14 protein-coding genes and 2 pseudogenes are annotated in these 22,975 nt (G+C 59.7%); 9 read left to right on the forward strand and 7 right to left on the reverse strand.

Features of this window, described 5'->3' with window-relative positions; translation table 11 throughout:
- Nucleotides 1-279: 279 nt before the first annotated feature.
- From ABMA59_RS27390 to ABMA59_RS27400, 3 genes are all read left to right on the forward strand, one after another.
- Nucleotides 280-1,560, forward strand: a complete 1,281-nt coding sequence (locus tag ABMA59_RS27390; RefSeq protein WP_349008543.1) for a tyrosine-type recombinase/integrase — start codon at nt 280-282, stop codon at nt 1,558-1,560.
- Between the two features lie 1,224 nt (nt 1,561-2,784).
- Nucleotides 2,785-3,456, forward strand: coding sequence for a hypothetical protein (locus tag ABMA59_RS27395; protein WP_349008544.1), 672 nt, complete (start codon nt 2,785-2,787; stop codon nt 3,454-3,456).
- Between the two features lie 329 nt (nt 3,457-3,785).
- Nucleotides 3,786-4,514, forward strand: coding sequence for a hypothetical protein (locus ABMA59_RS27400; protein WP_349008545.1), 729 nt, complete (start codon nt 3,786-3,788; stop codon nt 4,512-4,514).
- Nucleotides 4,515-5,188: 674 nt separating this feature from the next.
- Here the strand turns inward: ABMA59_RS27400 and ABMA59_RS27405 are convergent.
- The 4 genes and pseudogenes from ABMA59_RS27405 to ABMA59_RS27420 all read right to left on the reverse strand — a co-directional run.
- Nucleotides 5,189-6,251 (reverse strand): annotated as a pseudogene (locus tag ABMA59_RS27405) (IS5 family transposase); the annotation flags it as partial.
- Nucleotides 6,252-6,797: 546 nt separating this feature from the next.
- On the reverse strand, nt 6,798-8,522 hold the full coding sequence (locus tag ABMA59_RS27410) for a recombinase family protein (protein WP_349008546.1): 1,725 nt from the start codon (nt 8,520-8,522) through the stop codon (nt 6,798-6,800).
- Nucleotides 8,519-9,067 (reverse strand): DUF2924 domain-containing protein, encoded by a 549-nt coding sequence (locus ABMA59_RS27415; protein WP_349008547.1) that lies wholly within the window; start codon nt 9,065-9,067, stop codon nt 8,519-8,521. Before ABMA59_RS27415 ends, ABMA59_RS27410 begins: the two co-directional genes overlap by 4 nt.
- 5 nt (nt 9,068-9,072) lie before the next feature.
- Nucleotides 9,073-9,315 carry a DUF3489 domain-containing protein gene (locus tag ABMA59_RS27420; RefSeq protein ID WP_349008548.1) on the reverse strand — a complete coding sequence of 81 codons (243 nt, stop codon included), beginning with the start codon at nt 9,313-9,315 and terminating at the stop codon, nt 9,073-9,075.
- Between the two features lie 556 nt (nt 9,316-9,871).
- Here ABMA59_RS27420 and ABMA59_RS27425 point away from each other — a divergent pair.
- The 3 genes and pseudogenes from ABMA59_RS27425 to ABMA59_RS27435 all read left to right on the forward strand — a co-directional run bounded on the left by ABMA59_RS27425 (nt 9,872) and on the right by ABMA59_RS27435 (nt 13,832).
- Nucleotides 9,872-10,777, forward strand: coding sequence for a tyrosine-type recombinase/integrase (locus tag ABMA59_RS27425; protein ID WP_349008549.1), 906 nt, complete (start codon nt 9,872-9,874; stop codon nt 10,775-10,777).
- 3 nt (nt 10,778-10,780) lie between these two features.
- Nucleotides 10,781-11,128, forward strand: a pseudogene (locus tag ABMA59_RS27430) (IS91 family transposase); the annotation flags it as partial.
- A gap of 304 nt (nt 11,129-11,432) precedes the next feature.
- On the forward strand, nt 11,433-13,832 hold the full coding sequence (locus ABMA59_RS27435; RefSeq protein ID WP_349008550.1) for a putative bifunctional diguanylate cyclase/phosphodiesterase: 2,400 nt from the start codon (nt 11,433-11,435) through the stop codon (nt 13,830-13,832).
- Nucleotides 13,833-13,917: 85 nt separating this feature from the next.
- Here ABMA59_RS27435 and ABMA59_RS27440 read toward each other — a convergent pair whose 3' ends face one another.
- The gene (locus tag ABMA59_RS27440; RefSeq protein ID WP_349008551.1) at nt 13,918-19,077 is read right to left on the reverse strand and encodes a beta strand repeat-containing protein; all 5,160 of its coding nucleotides are present in this window, start codon (nt 19,075-19,077) and stop codon (nt 13,918-13,920) included.
- 827 nt (nt 19,078-19,904) lie between these two features.
- On the opposite strand from ABMA59_RS27440, the gene ABMA59_RS27445 reads away from it, so the two are divergent.
- Together ABMA59_RS27445 and tnpA are read left to right on the forward strand one after the other, a co-directional pair.
- On the forward strand, nt 19,905-20,645 hold the full coding sequence (locus ABMA59_RS27445) for an SDR family NAD(P)-dependent oxidoreductase (RefSeq protein ID WP_349008552.1): 741 nt from the start codon (nt 19,905-19,907) through the stop codon (nt 20,643-20,645).
- Nucleotides 20,646-20,961: 316 nt separating this feature from the next.
- Nucleotides 20,962-21,282, forward strand: coding sequence for an IS66-like element accessory protein TnpA (gene tnpA, locus ABMA59_RS27450; RefSeq protein ID WP_349008553.1), 321 nt, complete (start codon nt 20,962-20,964; stop codon nt 21,280-21,282).
- Between the two features lie 167 nt (nt 21,283-21,449).
- On the opposite strand, the gene ABMA59_RS27455 is transcribed toward tnpA, so the two are convergent.
- Both ABMA59_RS27455 and ABMA59_RS27460 read right to left on the reverse strand, forming a co-directional pair.
- On the reverse strand, nt 21,450-22,454 hold the full coding sequence (locus ABMA59_RS27455; protein ID WP_349008554.1) for a zinc-dependent alcohol dehydrogenase family protein: 1,005 nt from the start codon (nt 22,452-22,454) through the stop codon (nt 21,450-21,452).
- A gap of 143 nt (nt 22,455-22,597) precedes the next feature.
- Nucleotides 22,598-22,780, reverse strand: coding sequence for a GNAT family N-acetyltransferase (locus ABMA59_RS27460; RefSeq protein WP_349008555.1), 183 nt, complete (start codon nt 22,778-22,780; stop codon nt 22,598-22,600).
- Between ABMA59_RS27460 and ABMA59_RS27465 the strand changes: the two genes are divergently transcribed.
- A partial coding sequence (locus ABMA59_RS27465) for a hypothetical protein (RefSeq protein WP_349008556.1) occupies nt 22,770-22,975 on the forward strand: 206 nt, incomplete at its 3' end. The two genes, ABMA59_RS27460 and ABMA59_RS27465, sit on opposite strands and share 11 nt — an antisense overlap.

Consider the following 22,975-nt stretch of genomic DNA (forward strand, 5'->3'; position numbering starts at 1 on the left):
CACGCACAGCCGCTGGCGCATCCAGCGGTTTCTCGTGCATTAAAAAAGCCTGGCTTTCGCGCACTTGGCCGAGACCAACCGTCGTTCGTCGGAATTCTGGTGGGCGATGACGGGCTCGAACCGCCGACATCTTCGGTGTAAACGAAGTGGTCGGAGGTCCCGCAGCGTCCCAACATGTCTCTAAGTGACTGATATTGCTTTATATGATGTCCCCACGGAGCCTTGCAAATCTCGGAAATTCCCGCCATCATCGTAGCTAATCTGTAGCTAGGAGGCGCAATGCCAATCACCAAGATGGAGGTTGAGAGGTTACATCCCAATTCGATCCTCTGGGATGCGGGTCGTGGAAGTGTCGCAGGCTTTGGTGCACGACGGCAGCGGCGCAACCCAGTTTTCATTCTAAAGTATGCAATTGGCGGCCGGCAGCGATGGCACACCATCGGCAGGTTCGGATCACCTTGGACTGTGGAGAATGCGCGCAGCGAGGCAAAAAGGTTGCTTGGCGAACTAGCAGCAGGCAAGGACCCTAAAGAGCAGCGCCGCGACGCTGAGCCCGTGGCAGCTGGTATCACAGTTGCCGAGCTGTGCGATCAGTATCTCGAGGCCGCCAAAGGTGGGGGAGTTCTCACCAGATTCAACCGTCCAAAAAGGTCATCAACTCTTGCGATCGATGTCGGTCGTATCGATCGTCACATCAAACCCTTGATTGGAACAATGGCTGTTACTGCCGTCGATTCACGAGCGGTAAAGAAGATCATACAAGACATCACCATTGGAAAGACAGCCGCTGACATCAAGACGAAGCAACGTGGAAGGGCGTTAGTCAAAGGGGGCCCTGCCACCGCGGCGAGGGTAGCTGATCTTTTGTCCGGCATCATGACTTGGGCGGTCGACGAAGAGATTGTTAGTGTTAACCCTGTTCATGGAATTCGACGCTATCGAGGTGAGCCCCGAGATCGGTTTCTCAGCGAAGTCGAAATGGCTGCCCTAGGAAGTCGACTAAACTCCGGGATTGACGATTCTGGTCGTCCGTTCCATCCGTTCACATCTGCAATCGTTAGTTTGTTGTGCGTTACGGGCTGCCGGTACAGCGAAATCGCTTCCCTCCATTGGTCTGAGGTCGATTTCGAACAGGGCTGCCTGCGGCTGGTCGAGACGAAATCAGGGAAGAGCCTTCGAGCCATCGGCGAAATTGCGTTGGGAATCTTGATGTGTCAGCAGAGACGCCTAGGGTCACAATTCGTGTTCCCCGGCGCTAAAGGCAATTCGCCTTACCAGGGTCTCAACAAAGAAGCCCCCCGTCTTTTCAGATCTGCAGGACTAGAGGGGGTCAGTTGTCACGTGCTCCGTCACACATTCGCTTCAGTAGCTTCGGGCCTAGGGTATTCGGACGGCACAATTGCCGGTCTACTGGGCCACAAAGGCAGGGGCGTCACATCGAGGTATATTCATCGCCCTGATGCGGCATTGGCATCAGCGGCACAGATCGTTTCATCCGAGATATGGAAATTATTGAAGCTGCAGACACCTACCCCTGGCGGATCGGACAACAGAGTCTGACTTAAACGAAAGAGACAATGTCGAGGCGAGAAGTGGCTTGGGTAATCTGAAGAGCGCGAATGCCTGGGTTTTCGCCTAAATGCGGCCGATGGTGGCCGACAGCTGGAGAAATCATGGGGAGACAATCGAAGCGGAATTAAACGCAGGCCTTCAAGGCGAAACTGGCACTGGCGGTTGTCAAGCGCGAGAAGACGCTGAGCGATTGGGCGCAGTAGCTCGACATTCATCGAAACCAGTCAAGCAGTTTAGCCGGTCGCTGAAGGTCGTCGGGGAGTTCGGCGGTATGGCCAAGCCGGAGGCTGCGCCGGCGGTCGACCTGAAGGACGTTGACGTTCACCCCGAGACCGAGCAGTTAGCGCTGGATCAGTGTCTACTATAGGCGGCGCGCTTTCAGCGACGCAGATTTATGAGGTCCGTAACACAATCGAGCGAAGCATCAAGCGGCTTAGATGATTCTGCCGCATCGCAACCCGCTTCTATCGATGAGCCGCATATCGCCTCGGCTTTCTCAGACTCGCTGCTGCCATGACTAGCTTTGGGTTCATTACACTCCTGCGCGTTGTGTCGAGCAGGAAAGCCGCGCCATTGGAGGGGGGCTCAAGTGGCAGGCGGCAGGCGGCAGTTAGCCGATAACGCCATCACGTCATACGCCTTCCCGGCCCTCAACTTGATGCGATGCTTTCAACTCCGCTGGTCGCGACTAGCGATGGCGGCTTCCCGTTCAACCGCGTCAATGACTTAAGGTGATGCAACTCGTTAACGGCATCTCGTCAACGCGACCCGGTAGGCGAGTGCCGATACTCGAGCGCACCGAACAGTACTTAAAATTAAACTACCCGTGGCGTGTTTTCGAGTTTTGGATGCAGCAGCTTGTCCGAAAACAAGGACACCCGACATGAATGTGAGCGACCAACTGCTTACCGACTCCGACCTCGCTGCACGATGGCAGGTCTCTTCTAAAACACTGCGGAACGCCAGAGTATCGGGGCACCTTCACTTGCCATACATAAAAATTGGCCGGGCGGTACGATACCGCTTGTCGGACGTGAAGGCCTATGAATCCGGCAGGTTGCGTACGTCCACCTCGGACCGGGGCTCCGATTAATTTCAACCCGTCAAGGATATTCCTCAGGTCTCGGTAATATCGGAGCAATGCGCTGAGGTCGTCAGTATTTTATGCAGGCAGTCAATCCACCTTTCCAACAAGTGAACGGATGTATCAAAATGTCAACAAAAATTCGTCTTCTCACGTCGGCTTCAAGTCTCCAAAAACAACTTCTCGAAATCGAAAAAAATGCAACCCGGGAGCTGAATGATTTATGCGTTCAAATCTTTATGCTAGCTACCGCTTTCGACGCCAACATGCTCGCATGGACCGCATTCGCACAGATGGAATGCTGGGACCAATGCAAAAGGAAAACTCCAAAAAATGACTGCACCCTTCAGCAGAAAATATCGTGGCTGACGCGATACGTCTATCGGGCCTTCGACACCGATTCGCCCCGGTACAACAGAGCCTTCAAAGTGTCGAAATCACTTTGCCTTTACGCTGAAAAGGGATTGTCCGAGAAAAAGTTGGCGAAGGCACTTTCTAGGCGCGGCGTTGACCATGCGTACCTTAAATCGCTCGAGAACAAGGCAAAATTGAGGGCCAAATGCCGTTCGGAGGCACAAGAGAAGACATCCGGGCGCGACCCGAGGCTCGTAAGCAAAGGGCATAAACGCGTTAAAAATGCGGCAACGCCAGAGACGTTATCGATCGAGATCGATCCGCAACGCTTTCGGCGTGTCTACGAGATGCAAGAGAACACTTCCGGGGTCCTTACCTTTGTACGCGGCGCTTCTAACGATGGATGGTTCGCACTCACCGCAACGAAGCTGAAGGTCAAGGCCTAGATGCCGAATGATGCATCCTCCTCCGCACCGTTTTGCAAACGGTTTAATTTCCGCGTCATCTTGTCTCAAGCCAGATTTCTTGAGACCAATTTCGCATGAAGAGACCGAAATATTTCAGGGGTATGGACCGTCGTGGTCGCCACGAACATAGGCATTTGTTAATAGCGCTACCCCGCTATTGCCGCGCCCGGGATGGCCTATCTGCGCCGGATAAATACGCCATCGTCAGCGCCCATTCCGGATAAGGCAATATTATGGCAACCACATATCGTAAATTTGCACAAACTCGGCGCACAGAGCGCCGAACAATGCGGCGTTTGCGGAAGGCTATGAAGCGCCAACATGCGCGCGAACCTCGCAATCGGCCCTTGCTGGACGAACTTCGGGGGCGCCTTTCCTCGCTGGCTCAGGAGGAGGCCTTTGGTCACAATCTTTTCGCAAGGTACCGACTTCGAGACTCGATTTTCCGTCAACTACGGTCCGAAATGCGTGACCCTGCATCACAGGGCAACGCCGACGGTTACTTTGTGACGATCTGCGACAGACGCACGACTTCCGATTTTGATGGGCCCATCGATTTTCGAGAGATAAGGAAGATTTACCATGGCCACCTTCTGAACATGAACTTCATCGGAATGATCGAGCCAGCGCTGTACGTTTCGTGCCAGAAAGTCTTCGGCGTGGACCGGCGATTGCATTATCACCTGCACGCCATCGTCTGGAACTGCACAGATAGGCTCATTCAAGACCGATGTGCAAACATTAATGACGAACTCCTTCCAATGGTGTCGTACACGGAAACCGCCAATTGGAAACCAATCAGCCCCGGCACTCTTCGGACAGTCATCGAATACATTGGAAAACTACCTGCGGAACAGACCCAGATTTGGAAGCGGCCATCCGAGCGGTTGAAGCAGCAGTCGAGGCAGATCAATGGGATCAATTCGGTCCGAGTCCTGCGTGAAATGGCGAACTTTAAGCTCGATGATCTGCTGCTCTCAGGAAGGCGGGGGTTGGACATTGCTCGTCGCGCCCTTCGGGATGTGCGCGAGGATTGAGGCACAGCGGGCAATGGATAAGGGTGAAAACCAATCGTATCGGATCAATCCGGATACCACGGGCACGTGCACGACATGCTATAGCGGACCGTTCTCATAAGGCGCTTGGATGCCTAGTCGATCCAGTTGGCTGTAGTCGATCAAGGAATGGGTCACGGCGATGCCGCATATCAGCTTTGCCGGGCGGAGTTTTCGATGCCGGCCCAGTCCCCCTAGGGCCCGGTCCATGACACATTCCACAGGCTCACGGTCGCAGTGTGACCAGCTACGATCAAGCCGCAATGCCGGTATGGTCTAGCCGTAGCTGCGGTCATCGGGATCGGTAAAGTGAGATGTCGAAGTGGCCCGCGGAAAACGCAGTGCTTGTCCCTTCAGTAAGACCGAATGCTTGGCCGACCTGCCCCTGTGCGCCGCGCCTTTCCGTGCCGAGGAATTGCACTTTTCAACGGCCACAGCCAGTCCGCGCGGTGTTCGACGTGGAAGAACAAGTCAATAAGCGGGGGTGAAGCCGGTGAAGCCGGCGTGACCACGTGGATCGAGCCTTAACAGACTGCGGAAGAATATGCCCACTCGGCTCCCTAGCGCATTGATGCGAGGCATTTTCGGGACCCACATTTTTTTGGGGCCGCTGTCGACGGTCTGTGCCGGGTTGAGGCGGAGTCCAGGTGTCGTGAGGCGGCAGGCATAAGCTTCGGCAGCCTAACAAGGTTGTAGGCGGCGGCGGTCAGGTTGAACGGCCAGCCGACGCGGTCGGTGCCTTTGTGGCGGGTCTTGCGCAAGCCGCCGATGGTCGTCTTCGGCCAGCCAAACACCTCTTCGATACGCTTGCGGCTGCGCAGGCTGACATCATAGCCGGGGTGACGGGTGGTGCGGCCGTTGATGGCGCTGCTGCGTCGCAGTCTGCCGGTCTCGGTCACCTGCTCGTTGCGGGCGATATGAGGCGTGACCTTGCGCTCGCGAAGGTCGACGACGTAGGCGGGTGCGTCATGGTCCTTGTCGGTCCCGAACGTGATGCTGCGCTTGGCCTTCAGCACATTGACCAAGGCGAGCGCCGCCTCGCGCTCGGCAACGCCGGTGGCCTGGGTGACCATGGCGCCGACCTCCAGACCGTTGCGGTTCTCCATCAGCAGATGGCCCATGAAAGCAAGGCGTGACGCCTGACCATTGGCCTTGCGGTAGAGCTTTGCCTCGGGATCGGTGCTGGATGCGTAGCTCTGGTTCGACCGCTTCTGGCCGCGAAAGTCCCGTTCGCTGTTGCGCCCCGGACCGGGCGGCTCATCACCTCCGGTTTGGGACGGAAGCTCTTCATCGACGCCCAGGCGTCGATCAGCGTGCCGTCGACCGAGAAATGCTCTTCGGACAGAAGACTGCGGCTGCGTGCCTGCGCCACAACCGCTTCCAGGAACTTTGCCGCGACGTCGCCCCAGCAAGCAGTTGCGGTTCTTGGTTAAAACTGTGGCGTCCCATACTGCCGCATCCATCGACAGGCCCACGAACAAGCCGAACAACAGATTGTAGTGATCTGCTCCATCAATTGCCGTTCAGAGCGGATCGAATAGAAGGCTTACAGTAGACCCGCGAAGCAGCTTTTCTGGTGGGATCGGGGACGGCCGACCTTCGAATAATCCCTTCGAACTCCGGCGACAGGACCTTGTGGACCTCCTCCACCATCGCCCGGATCGCCCGCAACGGATGCGTTGCCAACACCCGAGCCTCGCAACTCTCATGGGAAAACACACCGTCAGTTCGAACGTCATCACCACCCGTCGCCGATCTCCTGACTGCCTGTGGGTCGAATCATACGATGGCAGCGTTGGCAAGGGTTTTTCCGCAGCCTGTTAAGGCGCGGTACTGGCAGTCTGTGCGTTAAGGATCTGAGGTCCTGTAAGACGCTCGCCATCCACGATACCCCATGATGGCGTCGCTGGCCAACGCAGTTGATGTGTTTGCGAGCTCGGTTCTGCCACTCGTGACACTTCGCCGATTATGTCGCGAGTGAGAGCGTACCAGACCTTAACCATGGATGGGGTCGCGTGTTCGAGTCAGGCAAGCTGCACCACCTAGTTCTCCCTCAACTGTGCCGTCTCAACCGTCTCGGAATAGCCTCGACATTTCCGTGACTTAGCAGGGTTCAGCATGTAATGTAGGCCCAAGAGACGTAGCTTTTGACGCGATTTCGGGACGTTTCGCGCCCCCGTCTCTTTTGCGCCCTCCGCGCGTCCCCTTTTTTGCAAGAATGATGGTCGTTGCATCTTTGTGGATGCAGCGCTGACGGGGTTCGCGTCAGAAGCCGAGCTGAGCCCGCTGCTCGTTCCAGGCGAATGACAGGTCTTCGAAGCGAGTCAGCATTCGCGCGGTGAGGTGCGGTGGCTGGCGGCCGGAAAAGATGTCGTCGACGATCGACGGCGCGAGGAAGGCAAGGCGCAAAATCCTGCGAACATCTGATCTGTCGATGGCGAACGAATTGGCGAGCTCTCCGATGCTCCGTGCCGATCCATCGGTGAGTCTTTTCAACAAGCGATTCGCAGTGACGATGACATCGATCAGCTTCTGATCCCGCTTTCGGCCATCGGAGCCTGGCAGCACGATCCGTGCCTCGTTGCCGCGTCGCCGGACAATGATGGGGATTGCCTCGGAGAGTTGCTCGGTCGAGTTGCTTCGCAGAGCATCGGGTCCCGCATTGTCGCCGGGCAACAATATGTCGATCATCGCCGCGGCATCGATTTGGAAGATGATTGCCTCCGATGTCAGGGTGATCCTCGCGAACACTCGACGGACGAGGTCGGCACAACCATCCGAGACAAGTCGTTTCCGTCCTGCAGCGCTGTCCAGCAGTTCAGTCGCTGCTTTGAGCGCCTCTGGCACCCGCTCCTTGCCGCGATGGATCGTTGTCCATTCCGCGATGCGGGGCTGGTCGCTTAGCAGCGAGCGATAGCGCTGCAAAACTGCCGCTTCAATCTCCGCTGCCGGAAGCCGCCACCCACTGGGATCGCGCTGCTTCGACTTCACCAGGCGGTTGGAAACATAATAGCGATAGCGCCTGCCATGGTTGGCGGTCGAGGTCGGCGTCAATCGATCACCCGTCTCGTCGAACAGGATTCCCGTCAGAAGATGCAGGTCGGGTGTCGATGTCTGAGATCGCCGATCTGGCGAAAGTTGTTTGAGAAGGCTCTGGGTCGCCTCGAAGGTCATCTCGTCGATGATCGCGGCATGCTCTCCGTCATGAAGCTGACCCTTGTGTCGGGCCTTGCCGATGTAAACCGGATTGGAAAGCACGTGATAAAGCTGGCCATAGCGATAGTGCCTTTGCCTGCCGGCAGAGGTCGGCGCTGAATCTCCTGGCCACTCTCCTGTGGCGTCTGCGAACCGCCCCTCCCCTCTGTTGAGTTCTCTGACCAAAGCCGGCACCGACTTGAGTTCGAGATATCGGTCGAAGATCGCCCTGACCGTGCCAGCTTCTTGATCGTTGATCAGCAGCTTCTTGCCTTCGATCCGGTAGCCGAAGGGAACACGGCCTCCCATCCACATGCCTTTCCTGCGTGAGGCAGCGATCTTGTCGCGGATGCGCTCGGCCGTCACCTCCCGCTCGAACTGGGCAAAGGAAAGAAGCACGTTGAGCGTCAATCTACCCATCGAGGTGGTGGTGTTGAACTGCTGGGTGACCGACACAAACGACGCATTGCTGGCATCGAAGATCTCGACGATCTTGGAGAAGTCCATCAATGATCGGGTCAGCCGGTCGATCTTATAGACGACCACTACGTCGACCTTGCGACTGCGTATATCCTGGAGCAGTCGCTGCAGCGCCGGCCGCTCCATCGTTCCACCGGAGATGCCGCCATCATCATAACGATCGGGCACCAGCTTCCAACCGAGGCCGACCTGCGAGGCGATGAAGGCAACACAGGCTTCTCGCTGGGCATCGAGCGAGCTGAACTCCTGGTCGAGGCCCTCATCGGTGGACTTGCGGGTATAGACCGCACATCGGAGTTTTGGGACCGCACTCATAGCCCAAAAAACCTCGGACCGGACCAGCGAGCCCCGGTGATAACAAAGGCGATGGCCGTCAGCGATGAATAGAGCTTGCCGTCATAGACATAGCCGCGATCAATCACATCGACGACATAGGCACGGCCATTCCAATCGCGGATGAGCCGAGCCCCTTGCGAAAGGCGGCGCCGGGGCTTGCTGACAGGCCCAGTCATATCCAAAGCCACACTGGGCGAAACAGCAGGCGCAGCGTTCGCCGTGCCCGTGATGATATCAGAATCGCGTCGAGCCGATTCCGGTTCTCGTACTCCCCTCGCCTTCTTCGACCCGCCTCCACGCTCGGCCCGTTCGATCAACTGTTTCAAAAGCTGGCGAGTTCCCGCAGATAAACCGCCTAGCCGCTTTGCCTGCAGATGCCAGGATACGGCCCGAGCCAGCAAATCATGGCTGAGGCTTCTCGGTGGCGCATGCCGATAGATCCGCTGCCATTCGCGAGCCAGGTCTTCTCGCGGAAGAGCGCCGACCGCAGCGATCTCCCTCTCCAGTTCATTCGTTGTCGACATCGGTGTCACCGAGCCTTGGCTGGCGTCTCGATACGATAGCGGCGAGCGCCATCCTTGCCGACCTCGCTGACGACGGTAAGGCCGAGCTTTTTCCTCACCGTCCCCGACAAGAACCGGCGCACCGAATGCGCCTGCCAGCCGGTCGTCTCCATAAGTGTATCGATCGTAACCCCTTTCGCGCTCCGCAGCTTCTTCAGCAACATCTCGGTCTTGGAGGTTGGCGGCTTCGGTTTGGCGGAGCTGACCAAGTCCGAGTCGCCAGGTCGCCGGTCTGGGGCAACCTCGCCAGACGTTGCCTCAATCTGAAGTTTCGGGGCCTTACGGCCGCGCCTCCCGCGCCCTTTCGCAGCATTGAAAGCAGGCAGATCCGCCGCAACGCATGGGTTGGCGCCGTTGCCGGCCGAAGAGGCAAAACCCTCGGCCACAATCAGTTCAGGGATGTTCATCGTAGTCTCCGTCAGTCGCCGCCCGACCATTCGGGCCGCAGTACTGACGAAAGCCCGCAGGGCGGGCATAGAGACTGGCGGCGTGCGATCAACGGTGCCCAGCCTCGATAACAGCAATGCTTGCCTACACGAGGAAGTCCAGTCGTTTGCGATTGCCGGGCGATCGTTCTTGACCGGGCGCCAACATCCCGACGCGCGGGCTTCGATCTAGATCGGAATGGCAGCTTTGCGCCCCCATGCACGAACCCGCTTCGCGGGAGGGGCGCCTTGGCCTGATATGGCGTAGTATTCATAGCCTTTGAGCGTGTAGCGGCGAACGAGCCGACCATGGAGTTCCCTTCAACGAGAGGAACTCTCCATGGCTACTCCGTCGACCGATGTACCGATCTCGCCGCTTCGCCAGCGCATGCAGCACGACATGCTTATGCGGGGCCTCGGCTCCCATACGCGGCAGGACTACGTTCGTCATGTCCGATGCTTCGCCGCGTTCCTCGGGCGCTCGCCCGACACCGCGACGCAGGACGATATCCGCCGCTTTCAGCTCGACCAGCATGAGAACGGCGTTGGACCTGCGACCATCAACGGCACGGTGTCAGCGCTGCGGTTCCTGTTTCTGGTGACACTGCGGCGCCGGGATCTTTCGCGCGCACTGGTGATCACCCGCTATCACCGCAAGCCGCCGGATGTGCTCAGCGTGGAGGAAGCGGCGCGGCTGCTCGAAGCCGCACCTGGCCTGAAGTACAAGGCAGCGCTCGGGGTCGCCTATGGCGCAGGCCTGCGGGTCTCCGAGGTCGCGCACCTCAAGGTCGATGATGTCGACTCGGCGCGCATGCTCCTTCGCGTCGAGCAGGGCAAGGGCCGCAAGGATCGCAATGCGATGCTCTCGCCGCAGCTCCTGGAACTCTTGCGGCTGTGGTGGCGCGAAGGCAGGCGGCGCGGGGTGATGCTTCCGCATGGCTGGCTCTTCCCCGGCCGCTGCCGCACCGATCCGATATCCTCGAGGCAACTGCATCGGGCGGTCCAGGAGGCCGCCGAGGTCGCGGGCATCCGCAAGCGCGTCAGCCCGCATACTCTGCGTCACAGCTTCGCTACTCACCTGCTCGAACAGGATGTCGACATCCGCGTCATCCAGGTCCTGCTCGGGCACAGCAAGCTTGAGACGACCGCGCTCTACGCCAAAGTCTCGACCCGGACGATCCACGCTGTCACCGGGCCGCTCGATCGGCTGATGGCGCTGATGGAGGGCAAGACGCCGCCCGGCTGATCCGTGCGCGCGTCCATCGAGGTCGCCGACATCTTCCGCGCAGCAGGGTCTGCATACCGGGCCGCCCATGCAGGGCACCTGAGCTTCGCCCAGCTCAAGGTCATGTCGGCGATCGAGAACTGCCGCACCGCAGCCCTCGGCGGTCACGTCGAGGCCTGCGAGGATTGCGGCCAGTGGCGCATCGCCTACAACTCCTGCCGCAACCGGCACTGCCCGAAGTGTCAGGGCGCGGCGGCGCGGACGTGGCTGGCCGAGCGCGAGGCGGACCTCTTGCCTGTCGGCTACTTCCATGTCGTGTTCACGTTGCCCGCCGCGATCGCCGACATCGCCTTCCAGAACAAGGCGCTCGTCACAGGATCCGTCGAATTTGAGGGTGTCTTATTCAAAACAGTCATGGATTATGTCGGTGCCGAGGGGACGGAGGTAACCGCCATCGCATTGAACGACTACAGGACTGCGATTCCCAGCGAAGATTATGAAAAATATGGAGTCATCTTAGCTCTCAAGTGGGACAAGCAATATATGCCAATCAGCGACAAGGGACCCCTGTTTGTGGTATATCCCTATGACAGTGCGCCGGAATTGCAGTCACAGAAGTTCTACGCGCGATCCATTTGGCAACTGACGCGGCTCATCGTAAAATAAAGGTTAGAAGATGATTGCGCCGTCGCGGGTGGTCGCGCTTGGTAGGGTAAAGATCCTTCTCATCGCGGCAATAATCATTCTCGCCCTCGGTGCGGTGTACCTGTCGGCGGCCATTTCTGCGCGTCAGAATGTCCTCGCGAAAGTCTCGCGTTACAACGTCGCATGGAGTGCAAGTCAAGGCGCGAACGAGCTATTGCGGCTACGTCAGCGAATTAGCGATCTGGTGCATGCGGAGGGCTCAAAACAGGAAGCGCAGCTTCGTTTCGCGATCCTCAAAAACCGACTCGAGCTGTTTCGCAGTGGTGAATTTCAGCCCTTTGTCATGGAAGCAGACGGGCGACGAGCAACGGTTGAGGCGCTGTCCGCCTTCATACAGCGCAACGAGACGTTGATGGAGGATGTAGGAAACCCCCAAAATGCCCGGGCAATTTTGTCCGACATAACGCCGCTAGAAGGCGATCTAATCGGGCTGGCTGCTGAAGCAAACAATTACGGGGGCGATCGAGTCGCTCGGGACCAGGGTGAACTTCTTCAGTTGCATTGGACGTTCTCGGGCCTGGCGTGGGGCCTGGTACTGTGCACTTTCGTACTGATTTTGCTTTTGGCCAAGCAAAACCGCTTGCTCGTCCAGGCTCATCAAAGCCTCCATATGCTGAATGCGCAATTGGTAAAAACGACTCACGATCTGGAGAGCGCGAATCAGATAGCCCTCGAAGCGAATGGCGAATTGATTACCCAGAATCGCCTATTTGATAATGCGTTGCACAACATGTCGCAGGGATTATGCATGTTTGGCGATGACCAAAGGTTGATTGTAAGTAATCGTAGGTTGTCATCTTTGTTTCGGCTTCCTCCCCATTTTCTTGTCCCGGGAGTTAGTTTGGAGAATATTATAGAATCGTTGGTAACCACTGGAATTTGCTCACGTGAAGTTGCCAAGGCTGTCTACTCACGTCACGCGACTCTAATTGCTCGCAAGGAGCCGGGAACAATCTCGCAGGAGCTGAGCGACGGTCGGGTGATCTCCATTTTACATCAGCCGATGGATGATGAAGGCTGGGTCGCAACATATGACGATATTACGGAGCGGCATTATGCTGAGCAGCAGGTAGCGCACATGGCGTCTCACGACGCGCTCACAGGTTTGCCAAACCGAGTGTTGCTTCGCGAAAGGATGGCGATCGAACTAAACCGGTGTGATAGGCATGATCGGTTGGCTGCGGTTCTTTGCCTCGATCTCGACTATTTCAAGAATGTGAATGACACCCTCGGCCATCCGGTCGGGGATCAGCTACTTCGGGAAGCTGCGCACAGGATTAAAACGCTCGTTCGCAAGGAGGATACCGTCGCTAGGCTAGGTGGCGATGAATTCGTCGTCCTTCAAACCAACGTCAAGCGGGCCGAAGATGTGGATCAACTTGCCCGACGTATCATTGAGGTCCTTAGTGAGCCATATCACCTGGACGGGCACCAGGTGGTGATTGGGGTGAGTGTGGGGGTAGCAATCACAACTGGCATCTCTGACGACCCGGACACGCTTCTTAAGAATGCGGACCTAGCTCTGTATGGAGCAAAGGAAGAAGGCCGTGGCACGCACCGACTTTTTCAGGCCGAGATGGATGCCCGCCTTCAGCGCCGAAGGATGATTGAACTTGAGTTGCGGTCCGTTGATTTCGATGAGCAGTTCGACGTCCTCTATCAGCCAATTCTCAATGCTCGCACTCTGCGTGTTACAGCGCTTGAAGCGCTGTTGCGGTGGCCGGGTTGCAGGCTCGGGCCTATCGAGACACAGGAATTGATCTCCGCCGCCGAAGATACAGGCTTGATAGTCAGCTTGGGTGAGTGGGTGTTGGAGAGAGCGTGTGTAGCGGCAGTTAGTTGGCCGATCGATCTGCATTTAGCTGTGAACTTGTCGGCGAGGCAATTTGCGCGCAGTGATGTGGTCGAGATGGTGCGGAGGGTGCTTTCGAAGTCACAGTTCCCGGCCAATCGCCTCGAGCTGGAGGTGACAGAAACCCTACTCTTGGAAGACAGCCAAAGAACTTCCCATGCGCTGCGTGATCTACGTTCGATCGGTGTGCAAATTTCGCTCGATGATTTTGGAACGGGTTATTCATCGTTAGGCTATCTCCGAAAGTATATTGTTGACAAGATTAAAATCGATCGATGCTTTGTGGAGAGTATTTCCACTAATCACGATCATATGGCGATTGTGCATGCCATTGTTAGTTTGGCCCATGCGCTCGGGATGAAGACGACCGCTGAGGGAATTGAGAACGAGGATCAGCTGAACATCGTGCAGGCGACAGGGTGCGACGAAGTACAGGGGTATTTTTTTAGTCAACCCAAAGCAATCACTGATCTATCAGAACTTCTGGGATCCAGCGGCCAAGTCGCTGCTGCGGGATGATCCCGTGTGCGCCTTTTGCCCCTTTGCTCGGTATGCTCGACCGGCGTAACTCACCAACCCCTGCATCACATTGTTTGCAAAATATCTAGATCACCACAAAATCCGCAGCAGTGAGCGCAAGGCCGGCCGCCAGCGAAGCGAACTTCACGGGGCCGGCACTACCGAGCCCGTCCGCATCGTAGAAAAGCGAACCGGTGTCGGAATTGTATATGATGCGGTCGTCGGCATCGCGCGGCGCGAGCGCGTTGTCCTTGAAGGCAGACGCGTCGATCGCACCGACCCCGAGGGCGGTGAAGATGGCGTTATCCAGCCGTATCGTGTCGTCGGCCACGTCGAAGTCCATGATCCGGTCGACGTTGCCGGCGCCTAAGGCGGTGGAAAATACAAAGACATCCTTGCCGCCGCCGCCCCGCATCACATCGGCGTCGGCGCCCCCGTCCAGCACGTCGTCGCCGCCGCCGCCAAAAAGCGTGTCGTTGCCGCTGTCGCCGAACAGCGTGTCGTTGCTCAACTCGATGCCGGCCGGCGGGACTTCCGCCACGGAGACATGCAACTGATAGTCCTGACCCAGCGGGATCGGCGACAGCCCGTCGCCCACGGCGATTATGATGGTGTAGACGCCGCCGTTATCCATGGTGTGTGTCAGAAAGGAATCGAGCGTGCTGGCCGAGCCACCTGCACCTTGCGTCAGCAGACTGTTGTCATTGCTGGCGACGACGTCAAGGCGGTCATTGTAAAGCCAGATGCCGGTGTCCAGGCCACCGGTCGTATTGTCGATGTCTAGGGTAAGCGTGGCCGGGCCGGACAGATAGACCCGGTACCAATGATACTGACCGTTGCCTGTCGCATCGACGGTCACATGCGGGACCGTCTCGGAATCGACAATGTCCGGATCGGCCGCCAGGCTGAACGCGTTGTCGAGGTTTATCGTATTGCTACCGGGCGGCTTGGTGATGCTGCCGCTGCCAAGCCCCACGACCCAAGCCGGCGCAAGCTCGCCATAAATCGTGTCGTTGCCCGCGCCGCCATGCAGAACATCGTTGCCCAGGGCGCCTTGTATCGTATCGTTGCCGCCCTTGCCGTCGATCCGGTTGACACCGTTGTTGCCTATGATCTCCTGGCCGAACTCGTTGCCGGTCAGGTCGCGATTGTAGGTTGCATTCTGGCTGGTCGTGCGCAGCGACTCGACCTCGACGCCTTGCGCCAGCACATAGTCGACACTGGTGGACACACGGTCGTAGCCTTGCCCCTTGGCCTCGACGATCACCGCGGACGAATTGTGGATCGTGTAAAAGTCGTTGCCGCCTTTGCCGACCAGTGTGTCGATGCCTTTCGCGCCGCCGTCACCCAGCCTGTTGCCGCCGTCATTGCCGATGATGGTCTGGGCAAACTCATTGCCGGTGAGGGCGATGGCATCGGTGCGATTCGGGTCGGCTGTCGTCAGCAGTTCGATCTCCTGCCCGGCGGCGAGCGTGAAGTCGGCCCGCGCTGAAACCTGGTCGTCGCCGCCGCCAATCGCTTCGGACACCGTGTCGCCCGTATCGACGAAATAGACGTCGTTACCATCGCCGCCACGCATCGTGTCGGTGCCGCCGCCGCCGTCCAGCGTGTCGTTGCCGTCGCCGCCGGCGATGGTGTCGTCGCCTTCACCGCCGTAAAGCGTATCGTTGCCGCCGCCGCCGTTCAGTATGTCGTTGCCGCCGCCGCCACTCAGGATATTGGCCCCGGCATTACCGACGATGGACTGCGCGAACTCGTTGCCGGTGAGATTGATGGCAGCAGTGCCCGCGAACGACGTGGTCGTCAGCAACTCGATCTCGGTGCCGGCCTGCAACGCGTAGCTTGCCCGCGCGGAAACACGATCGGCCGTGCCTTCGCCGGCTGCTTCGATCACGACATCGCCGGCATTGTCGACGATGAACATGTCGTTCCCGGTTCCGCCATGCATCGTGTCGGCGCCGGCTCCGCCGTCCAGCAGGTCATCGCCGCCGCCGCCCCACAGGGTATCGTCGCCGCTGTCGCCATAGAGACTGTCATTGTCGGATTCGACCGGCCGGATGCCGGCTGCGGAGATGTGCAACTGGTAGTTCTGACCAGGCCAGGCCGGCGTGTCCTTGCCCAGGACCGCGATGTAATACGTGCCACCGGTCGTGACGGTATAGGTGAGAAAGGAGTCGAAATCGCTCGTCGAGCCGCTGTCACCGTTTATGAAGCCGCTGTCGTCATTGCTGGCAAGCAGATCGAGATTGCTCCTGAGCAGGGAGATTCTGGTGTTCAGCCCACCGGTCGTGGCGTCGATGTCCAGGGTCAGCACTGCTCCTGCAGTCAGATCGACCCTGTACATATGGGGATTGTCGTCGCCCCTCGCATTGATCGTGACGTGCGGTGTGTAGGTCGAATCGATGATATCCGGGTTGGCAGCCAGGTTGAACGCGTTGCTGACGTCCAGGGTGTCGAGATTACCGGCAGGTCTCGTGACGCTGCCGCTGCCCTTCGCGCTCACCGGGTAAGCCGCCGCCCTTCCGCCGTAGCCGCCGTAAATCGTGTCGTTGCCCGCGCCGCCATGCAGCGTGTCGGCGCCCAGGCCTCCCTCTATCGTATCCGCGCCGCCCTTGCCGTCGATCCGGTTGACGCCATCGTTGCCGACGACCTCCTGGCCGAACTCGTTGCCGGTCAGGTCGATGCTATAGGTTGCATACTGGTTGGTGGTGCGAATCGATTCGATCTCCACCCCTTTTGCCAGCTCATAGTCGACGCCGGCGGCGAGACGGTCGTAGTCGCCCTGTCCTTTGGACTCGATGATGACAGCGCCCGCGTTGTACACCGTGTAGTAGTCGTTGCCGCCGCCGCCCCGCAGCGTGTCGGCTCCTCCCACCCCGCCATCGTGCAGCCAGTTGTTGCCCTCGTTGCCGACGATGGTCTGGGCCAATTCGTTGCCCCTGATGTCGATGGATCCCTTCCCCTGAGAATTGGTCGTCGTCAGAAGTTCGATTTCCTGCCCGGCGCCGAGCACGAAGTCGGACTGCACGGAAACGCGGTCGTTGCCGCCGCCCACCGCCTCGGTCACGATGTCGCCGGTCGTCACGTAGTAGGTGTCGTTACCGGCGCCGCCCGACAGTTTATCCGCACCGCCGCCGCCGTTCAGTATGTCGTCGCCGCTGCCGCCCGTCAGATGGTCGGCGCGCAGTCCGCCGCCAACGCTCACGCCCACGGTATTCTTGGAGAAGTCGACGGTGAGGCTGTGATTGAACGCGGCCGCTTTGATGACCTGGGCGGCCGTCGAACTGCTCGCGGTCGTGTCGATCGTCACGCCGAAACCGGTCGACGCAACGCCACCGAAAGCCTGTGACGCAATGCGGCCGAGCGTCAGGTTGACGGCCTGTGCACCCAGCGCGATCCCTTCCATGTCGGACACGCGGCGGAAATTGCTGTCGATCAGTGTCATCGCGCCGGCAAGCACAAGCGTATCCGAGCCGTTGCCGCCATCGAGATGGACAAAGTTTGCGTCGCTGATGATCAGCCTATCGCCACCCTCGCCGCCCCGCAGCGAGTCGGCTCCGCCTCCTCCCGAAAGCGTGTCGTCGCCGCGGCCGCCTACCAGCACATCGGCAGCGCCCACGGCGCCGGCGAGCGTATCGGCTGCGTCCCCGCCGGCCGGCTGGGTGAGTTGGCTGGCCGAGCCCCCGATCGTCGCGGAACCGAAGATGACATAGGTCTCGCCCGCCCCGACTGCCGCCGAAGGAGCGCCGACCATCAGGTCATCAAAACCGTCGCCGTTGACGTCTCCGGCCGAGGACACCGAAGAGCCCGCTCCGTCCAGGATGTTCCGGCCGTAGATAATGAAGCCTTTGCTGCCATTGCCGGCGGCAATGTCGGCAAGATCGAGGGTTGCGTCGAAGGCGCCCGCCTTGCCGAACACCACATAGGCAGCGCCGGAGTTCTCACGCGCTCCGCCCGGACCGTCGATCTGGGCCGCCCCGACGATCAGGTCGTCGATGCCGTCGCCATTGACGTCTCCCGCCGAGGACACTGAAAGGCCGGACGCGTCTTCCGCCTTTGCGCCGTGAAGCACGAAGCCGCGGCTGCCGTCGCCGGCTGTGATGGTGGCAAGATCGAAGGTCGGCGCGAATCCACCCTGCCTGCCGAACACCACATAGCTGTCGCCGGCATTTGCACGGCCGTCCGCCGGTCCGTCGCCATCCTTGGCGCCGACGATCAGGTCGTCGATGCCGTCCCCGTTCACGTCCCCCACGGATGCGACGGAAAAGCCGGAGTGATCGCCGGCCGTCTCGCCCCGCAGGACGAAGCCCGCGCTGCCGTCACCCGTGGCGATGTCGGCGAGATCGAGTGTGCCACCAAATCCGCCCGCCTTGCCGAACACGATGTAGCTGTCGCCGGCAGCGTCACGACTGTCGCCTGGGCCGTCGCCGAACCTTGCTCCGACGATCAGGTCGTCAAAACCGTCGCCGTTGACGTCGCCCGCCGATGCGACGGAGAATCCGGATTGATCGCCCGCCTGTTCGCCCTTGATGGCAAAGCCGTTGACACCGCCACCGGCGGACATGGACTCAAGCAGGAAGCTTGGCCCTAATCCGCCGGCTTTGCCGAACAACACATAGCTGACGCCGACCCCTGCTCCCCTTTCCTGCGCGAAACCCACGATCACGTCGTCGAAGCCGTCGCCATTGACGTCCCCGGCCAGGGAGACCGACGGACCCAGACTGGTAGCGTTGTCCCCTCCGAGCGTAAAACCTTGGCTGCCATTGCCTTTCGTGATGGTGGCCAGATCAATGCTTTTGTCGAAGCCCGAGCCTTTGCCGAAGATCACATAGCTGAAGGCGCCGGCAGGTGTGCCATTGATCACGCCATTTCCGCCGGGCGCCCCAACGATAAGGTCGCTGTAGCCGTCACCGTTCAAGTCGCCGGCCGAGGAAACCGAATAGCCAGCCCCGTCGCTGACATCTTCGCCAAGGATGGCGAAGCCCTGCGTGCCATCGCCCGTGGCAATGGCTCCGAGATCAAGTGTGGCCGCGAAATCGCCCGCCTTGCCGAACACCACATAGCTCGTGCCGACATCGGCCAAACCCCCGAAAGGCGCACCGACGATCATGTCATCGAAACCGTCGCCGTTCACGTCGCCGGCCGAGGATATCGAGGAGCCCGACTGGTCGAGTTTCGTACCGCCGCGAAGCACGCAGCCCTGACTGCCGTCGCCGTTCGTGATGTCGGTAAGATCAATCGGCATGGCTGGTCTTTCATCAATGCGTGCGGAGCGCGCCTTGCGTTCGTCAATGGCGCTTGCCCAACCGTAGGTGGTATTTGAGAAGGAGGGCGCTGGATATCACCACAGGCTGGAAACGCCATGGAATTCTTTGTCTTTTCCTGGAAGATCAGCCTGGAAATCCGGCGAAGACTTTGAAACGGAGGGGGATTGGTCAGCCTCTGAACGATCGATGTTGGCTGCCCCTCTCGCGAATTTGGGACGACATCACGATACCCGACAAAGCTTGATGCGGACGCCAGTGGATGGTCGCTTGCCGCTACCTCTGTCTCAATAGCGGACAGACCGCTTGCGGCCCCCAACCTGCCGGGCCGCAATGCGCCCCAATATCCGTCAGACAAGCCACGTCAACCATTTCGCTAAAGCGGACATTGCTAAATGCCAAGCCGGAGGACAGTCTCGCGCCGCCAATCGGTCGTTTAGCCCGAAGAGAGGTGAGCGCAACCTGCCGTTCGTTCATCGCTCGCCGCTTGGCGAGCGGAACGGCAGGCTGTGGGGACCTACTCGCCGGGCCGCTTCGCGGACGGTTAGTCGAAAGCGGTTGTTCAAGGCGGTGCTACCTGGGGACGGCATTAAACAGCTCTCGCAAGCCTGTGCGGTCAAAGGAAACAATTCGCTTCAATCGGAGGCCACCTCGTCCACTCGGCGTTGCTCAACGCGCGACGCGGTGTAGCAGTTTTCGCTGCTGGAACAGATCAGAGATGAACGTCATATCGGAGGCAGAAGCACCCCGGCGACAAGCTACACAGGAAGTGCAAGTCGCTCCTAGCGACGGCTAAAAGGACTGATCGATGATTGATCTAAATGGCAAGAGGGCATTGGTGACCGGTGGCTCGCGGGGCATCGGTGCCGCGATCGCGCTCGCCTTGGCGGAGAACGGTGCCGACGTCGCATTCACCTACCAGCGCTCCACCGAGAAGGCGGATGAGTTGGTCAGGGCGATCCACAGTGCGGGTCGCCGCGCCGTTTCCATCCAAGCCGACAGCGCCGACCCGAAGGCCATCTTGCGTTCGGTGGACGAGGCCGTTTCTAAACTCGGCGGGATCGACATCCTGGTGAACAGCGCGGCGATCGGCCTCAGTGGGATGATCGTCGACATAGACCTGAACGACTATCAAACCCTGATGGACGTCAATGTGCGCGCACCTGTGCTATTTGCGAAGGCCGTTATCCCGCATCTACGCAGAGGCGGGCGCATCATATCGATCGGTTCCGGTTTGGGGGAGCGAGTTCCTTTCCCGGGCGTGACTGTTTATGCGATGTCCAAGACTGCGCTCACCTCCTTCACGCGAGGCCTCTCACGCGAGCTTGGTCCGAGCGGCATCACCGTGAACCTCGTGCAGCCCGGATCGACCGATACGGATTCAAACCCGGCCGACGGAGAGGCCGCAGAATTCCAGCGGAGCTTGAGTTCGTTGGGGCGCTACGGCGAACCGCGCGAGGTGGCGAACGCCGTGGTGTTCCTGGCGAGCCCGGCTGCAAGCGTGATTACAGGCGCGATCTTGACGGCCGACGGGGGCGCCATCGCGTAATCCGCAACTGTCCTTGCAAGCGGGCCATGCTCGCTTGCAACGCCCTTGGCCTCACCGTGCATGCAATGTCCAGCGAACCGCAGCTGTCTGGTTGAATGCAATCTCAGGCTCCGGGAACTTCCGCTACGCGACATCGGTCCGATTGATCCAACGAAACGGCAGTGATGGGCGACCCAGCCTGCCTTGCTGCGTCGCCCCCTATGTTCCTTCCGGTCGGGTCAGCCGGCGGTCGACACACGCATATTGAGCAACTGCCGCTCCCAGAGAAATGCGATGCCGCTGCCAGCGGCATGATCCCTCATGACGCACCCCTCCGGTGAAGGCCGAGCCTGGCGTATCGGTGTCGGAAGTCGCGCGATCGGCGGGCATTCACGTCAGCCAGCTTTTTCGATGGCGCAAGGATCTGCGCGAGCGGGTCGATGCCGGTCCCTCGCAACTGGTCCCGGTCGAGATCGTTCCTGCCGCCGCCATGCCGCCCGCCATTGAGGCGCCGGCGACATCGGCGTCTCCCGGCCGACGTCGCCGCAAGAGCGGCATCATCGAGATGGAGCTTGGCAGCGGGAGCCGCGTGCGTGTCGACCGCGACGTTGATGCCGAGGCGCTGCGGCGCGTGCTGGACGCGCTCGGGTCGCGATGATCCCGGTTCCAAGCGGCGTGCGGATGTGGCTGGCGACCGGCCACACCGACATGGGGAAGGGCTTCCCGGGCCTGGCGCTGGGGTGCAGAGACGCTGAAGCGGCAGGATGTTTCAACTGCTTTCTCTAGGGCAGTGGTGACAGGGGAGTACCCGACTTATCGGCGAATTTATCGCCGCGTGGGGAATTCGACAGTTTGGCCCACAACATCGATCGCCACCTTACCTCGAAGTCCAAGGGAGCTTCCGGCTTCGAGCAATTCATGGGCTTCGCCGACACGAGCCAAAGGCAGCACGGCCCCGATGACTGGCTTGATCAGGCCGCGTTCGACAAGGTTTGTCAGCGCGTCGAGCTTGCCGCGGTTCTGCCGCGTGAACACGAAATGGTAGGCTGCATTCTTGCCCCACGCCTCGATCAGGTTTTGCGGTTGTGCGATGTCGACGATGCTGACCACCCGTCCGGCATCCGCGAGGGCGAGCGGGCTTTTCGTCAGGGTGTCGCCGCCGATGGTGTCGAACACGACGTTCACCCCCTGCCCATGCGTCAGGTCCGCCACGGCTGACACATAGTCATCGGAGGTGTAGTCGATTACCTCGTCCGCTCCCAGCGAACGTACGAATTCATGGTTGCTGGAGCGCGCCGTCGTGATGACCCGCGCACCCATCGCCTTGGCAAGCTGGATTGCCACTGTACCTACACCGCCGGCGCCACCGTGGATCAGGATTGTTTCATGGACGGCAAGCTGGGCACGGGTCACCAGAGCTTCCCAAATCGTGCCGCCGACCAGCGTCAAGCTGGCAGCCTCCAGATGGCTGATATTGCGCGGCTTGCGGGCCACCAGATCGACATCCACAACGTGCTGCTCCGCATATGAGCCGGGGCCGCCGAAGATCTTTGGCGTGTAGTAAACCTCGTCGTCTATCTCGAACTCACTCACGTCCGCCCCCTTCTCTTCCACGACGCCGGAAACGTCATGACCGATGATGGCGGGGAGCGGAACGTAATCGACATAGTCGCCACGGCGAATCTGATAGTCTAAGGGATTGATGGCAGTGGCGTGGATGCGCACCCGGACCTGTCGCGGCCCTACAGCCGGTACGGCAACATCGCGCAGCTGGAAGGCGTCGTAGCCGCCGAACTTTTCGAGGACGATCGCCTTCATGGTGTCGGTCATGATCTTAGCTCTCGAACCTGGTGGATCGTAGGACTTGTTTGCAAGGGCCACATCATTGCTGCGATTTGCTTCGCGGCGGCTCGGGAGCAGCGGGCGGGCCGATCAGGCCCCGGCCGACGCCATGATCCGCCGCCACCCTCCTGTCACGGGCGCAGCACGTCCTGCCATTCCGGGTGGCGGCCGATCTGCGCCTTTGCGAACGGGCAGAGCGGCATGACGGCGATTCCGTCGCGGCGGGCGTCCTCGATCGCCTGGCGCACCAGTCGCTCGCCGACCTTGCGGCCGCGCAAGGCGGCGGGGACCTCGGTGTGGTCGATGATGATCAACCCCTTGTATCTGCACGAGAGTGATTTTGTGCGATTGCAGCGACTGAACCTCGAACCGGATGGCCATCCGGTTCGAGGTTTGGCGAAGTCGCCCGTACCCCCTTCGGCCACAACCGTCGGTGAGCCTGGGATCTTCGCCTTTGTCACGCACGACCGAATAGTCGCTTGGCTCCAATCGCACGCACAAGGCAGGTT

Origin of the sequence: Mesorhizobium yinganensis (assembly GCF_040081985.1) — a bacterium.
GTDB lineage: Bacteria > Pseudomonadota > Alphaproteobacteria > Rhizobiales > Rhizobiaceae > Kumtagia > Kumtagia yinganensis.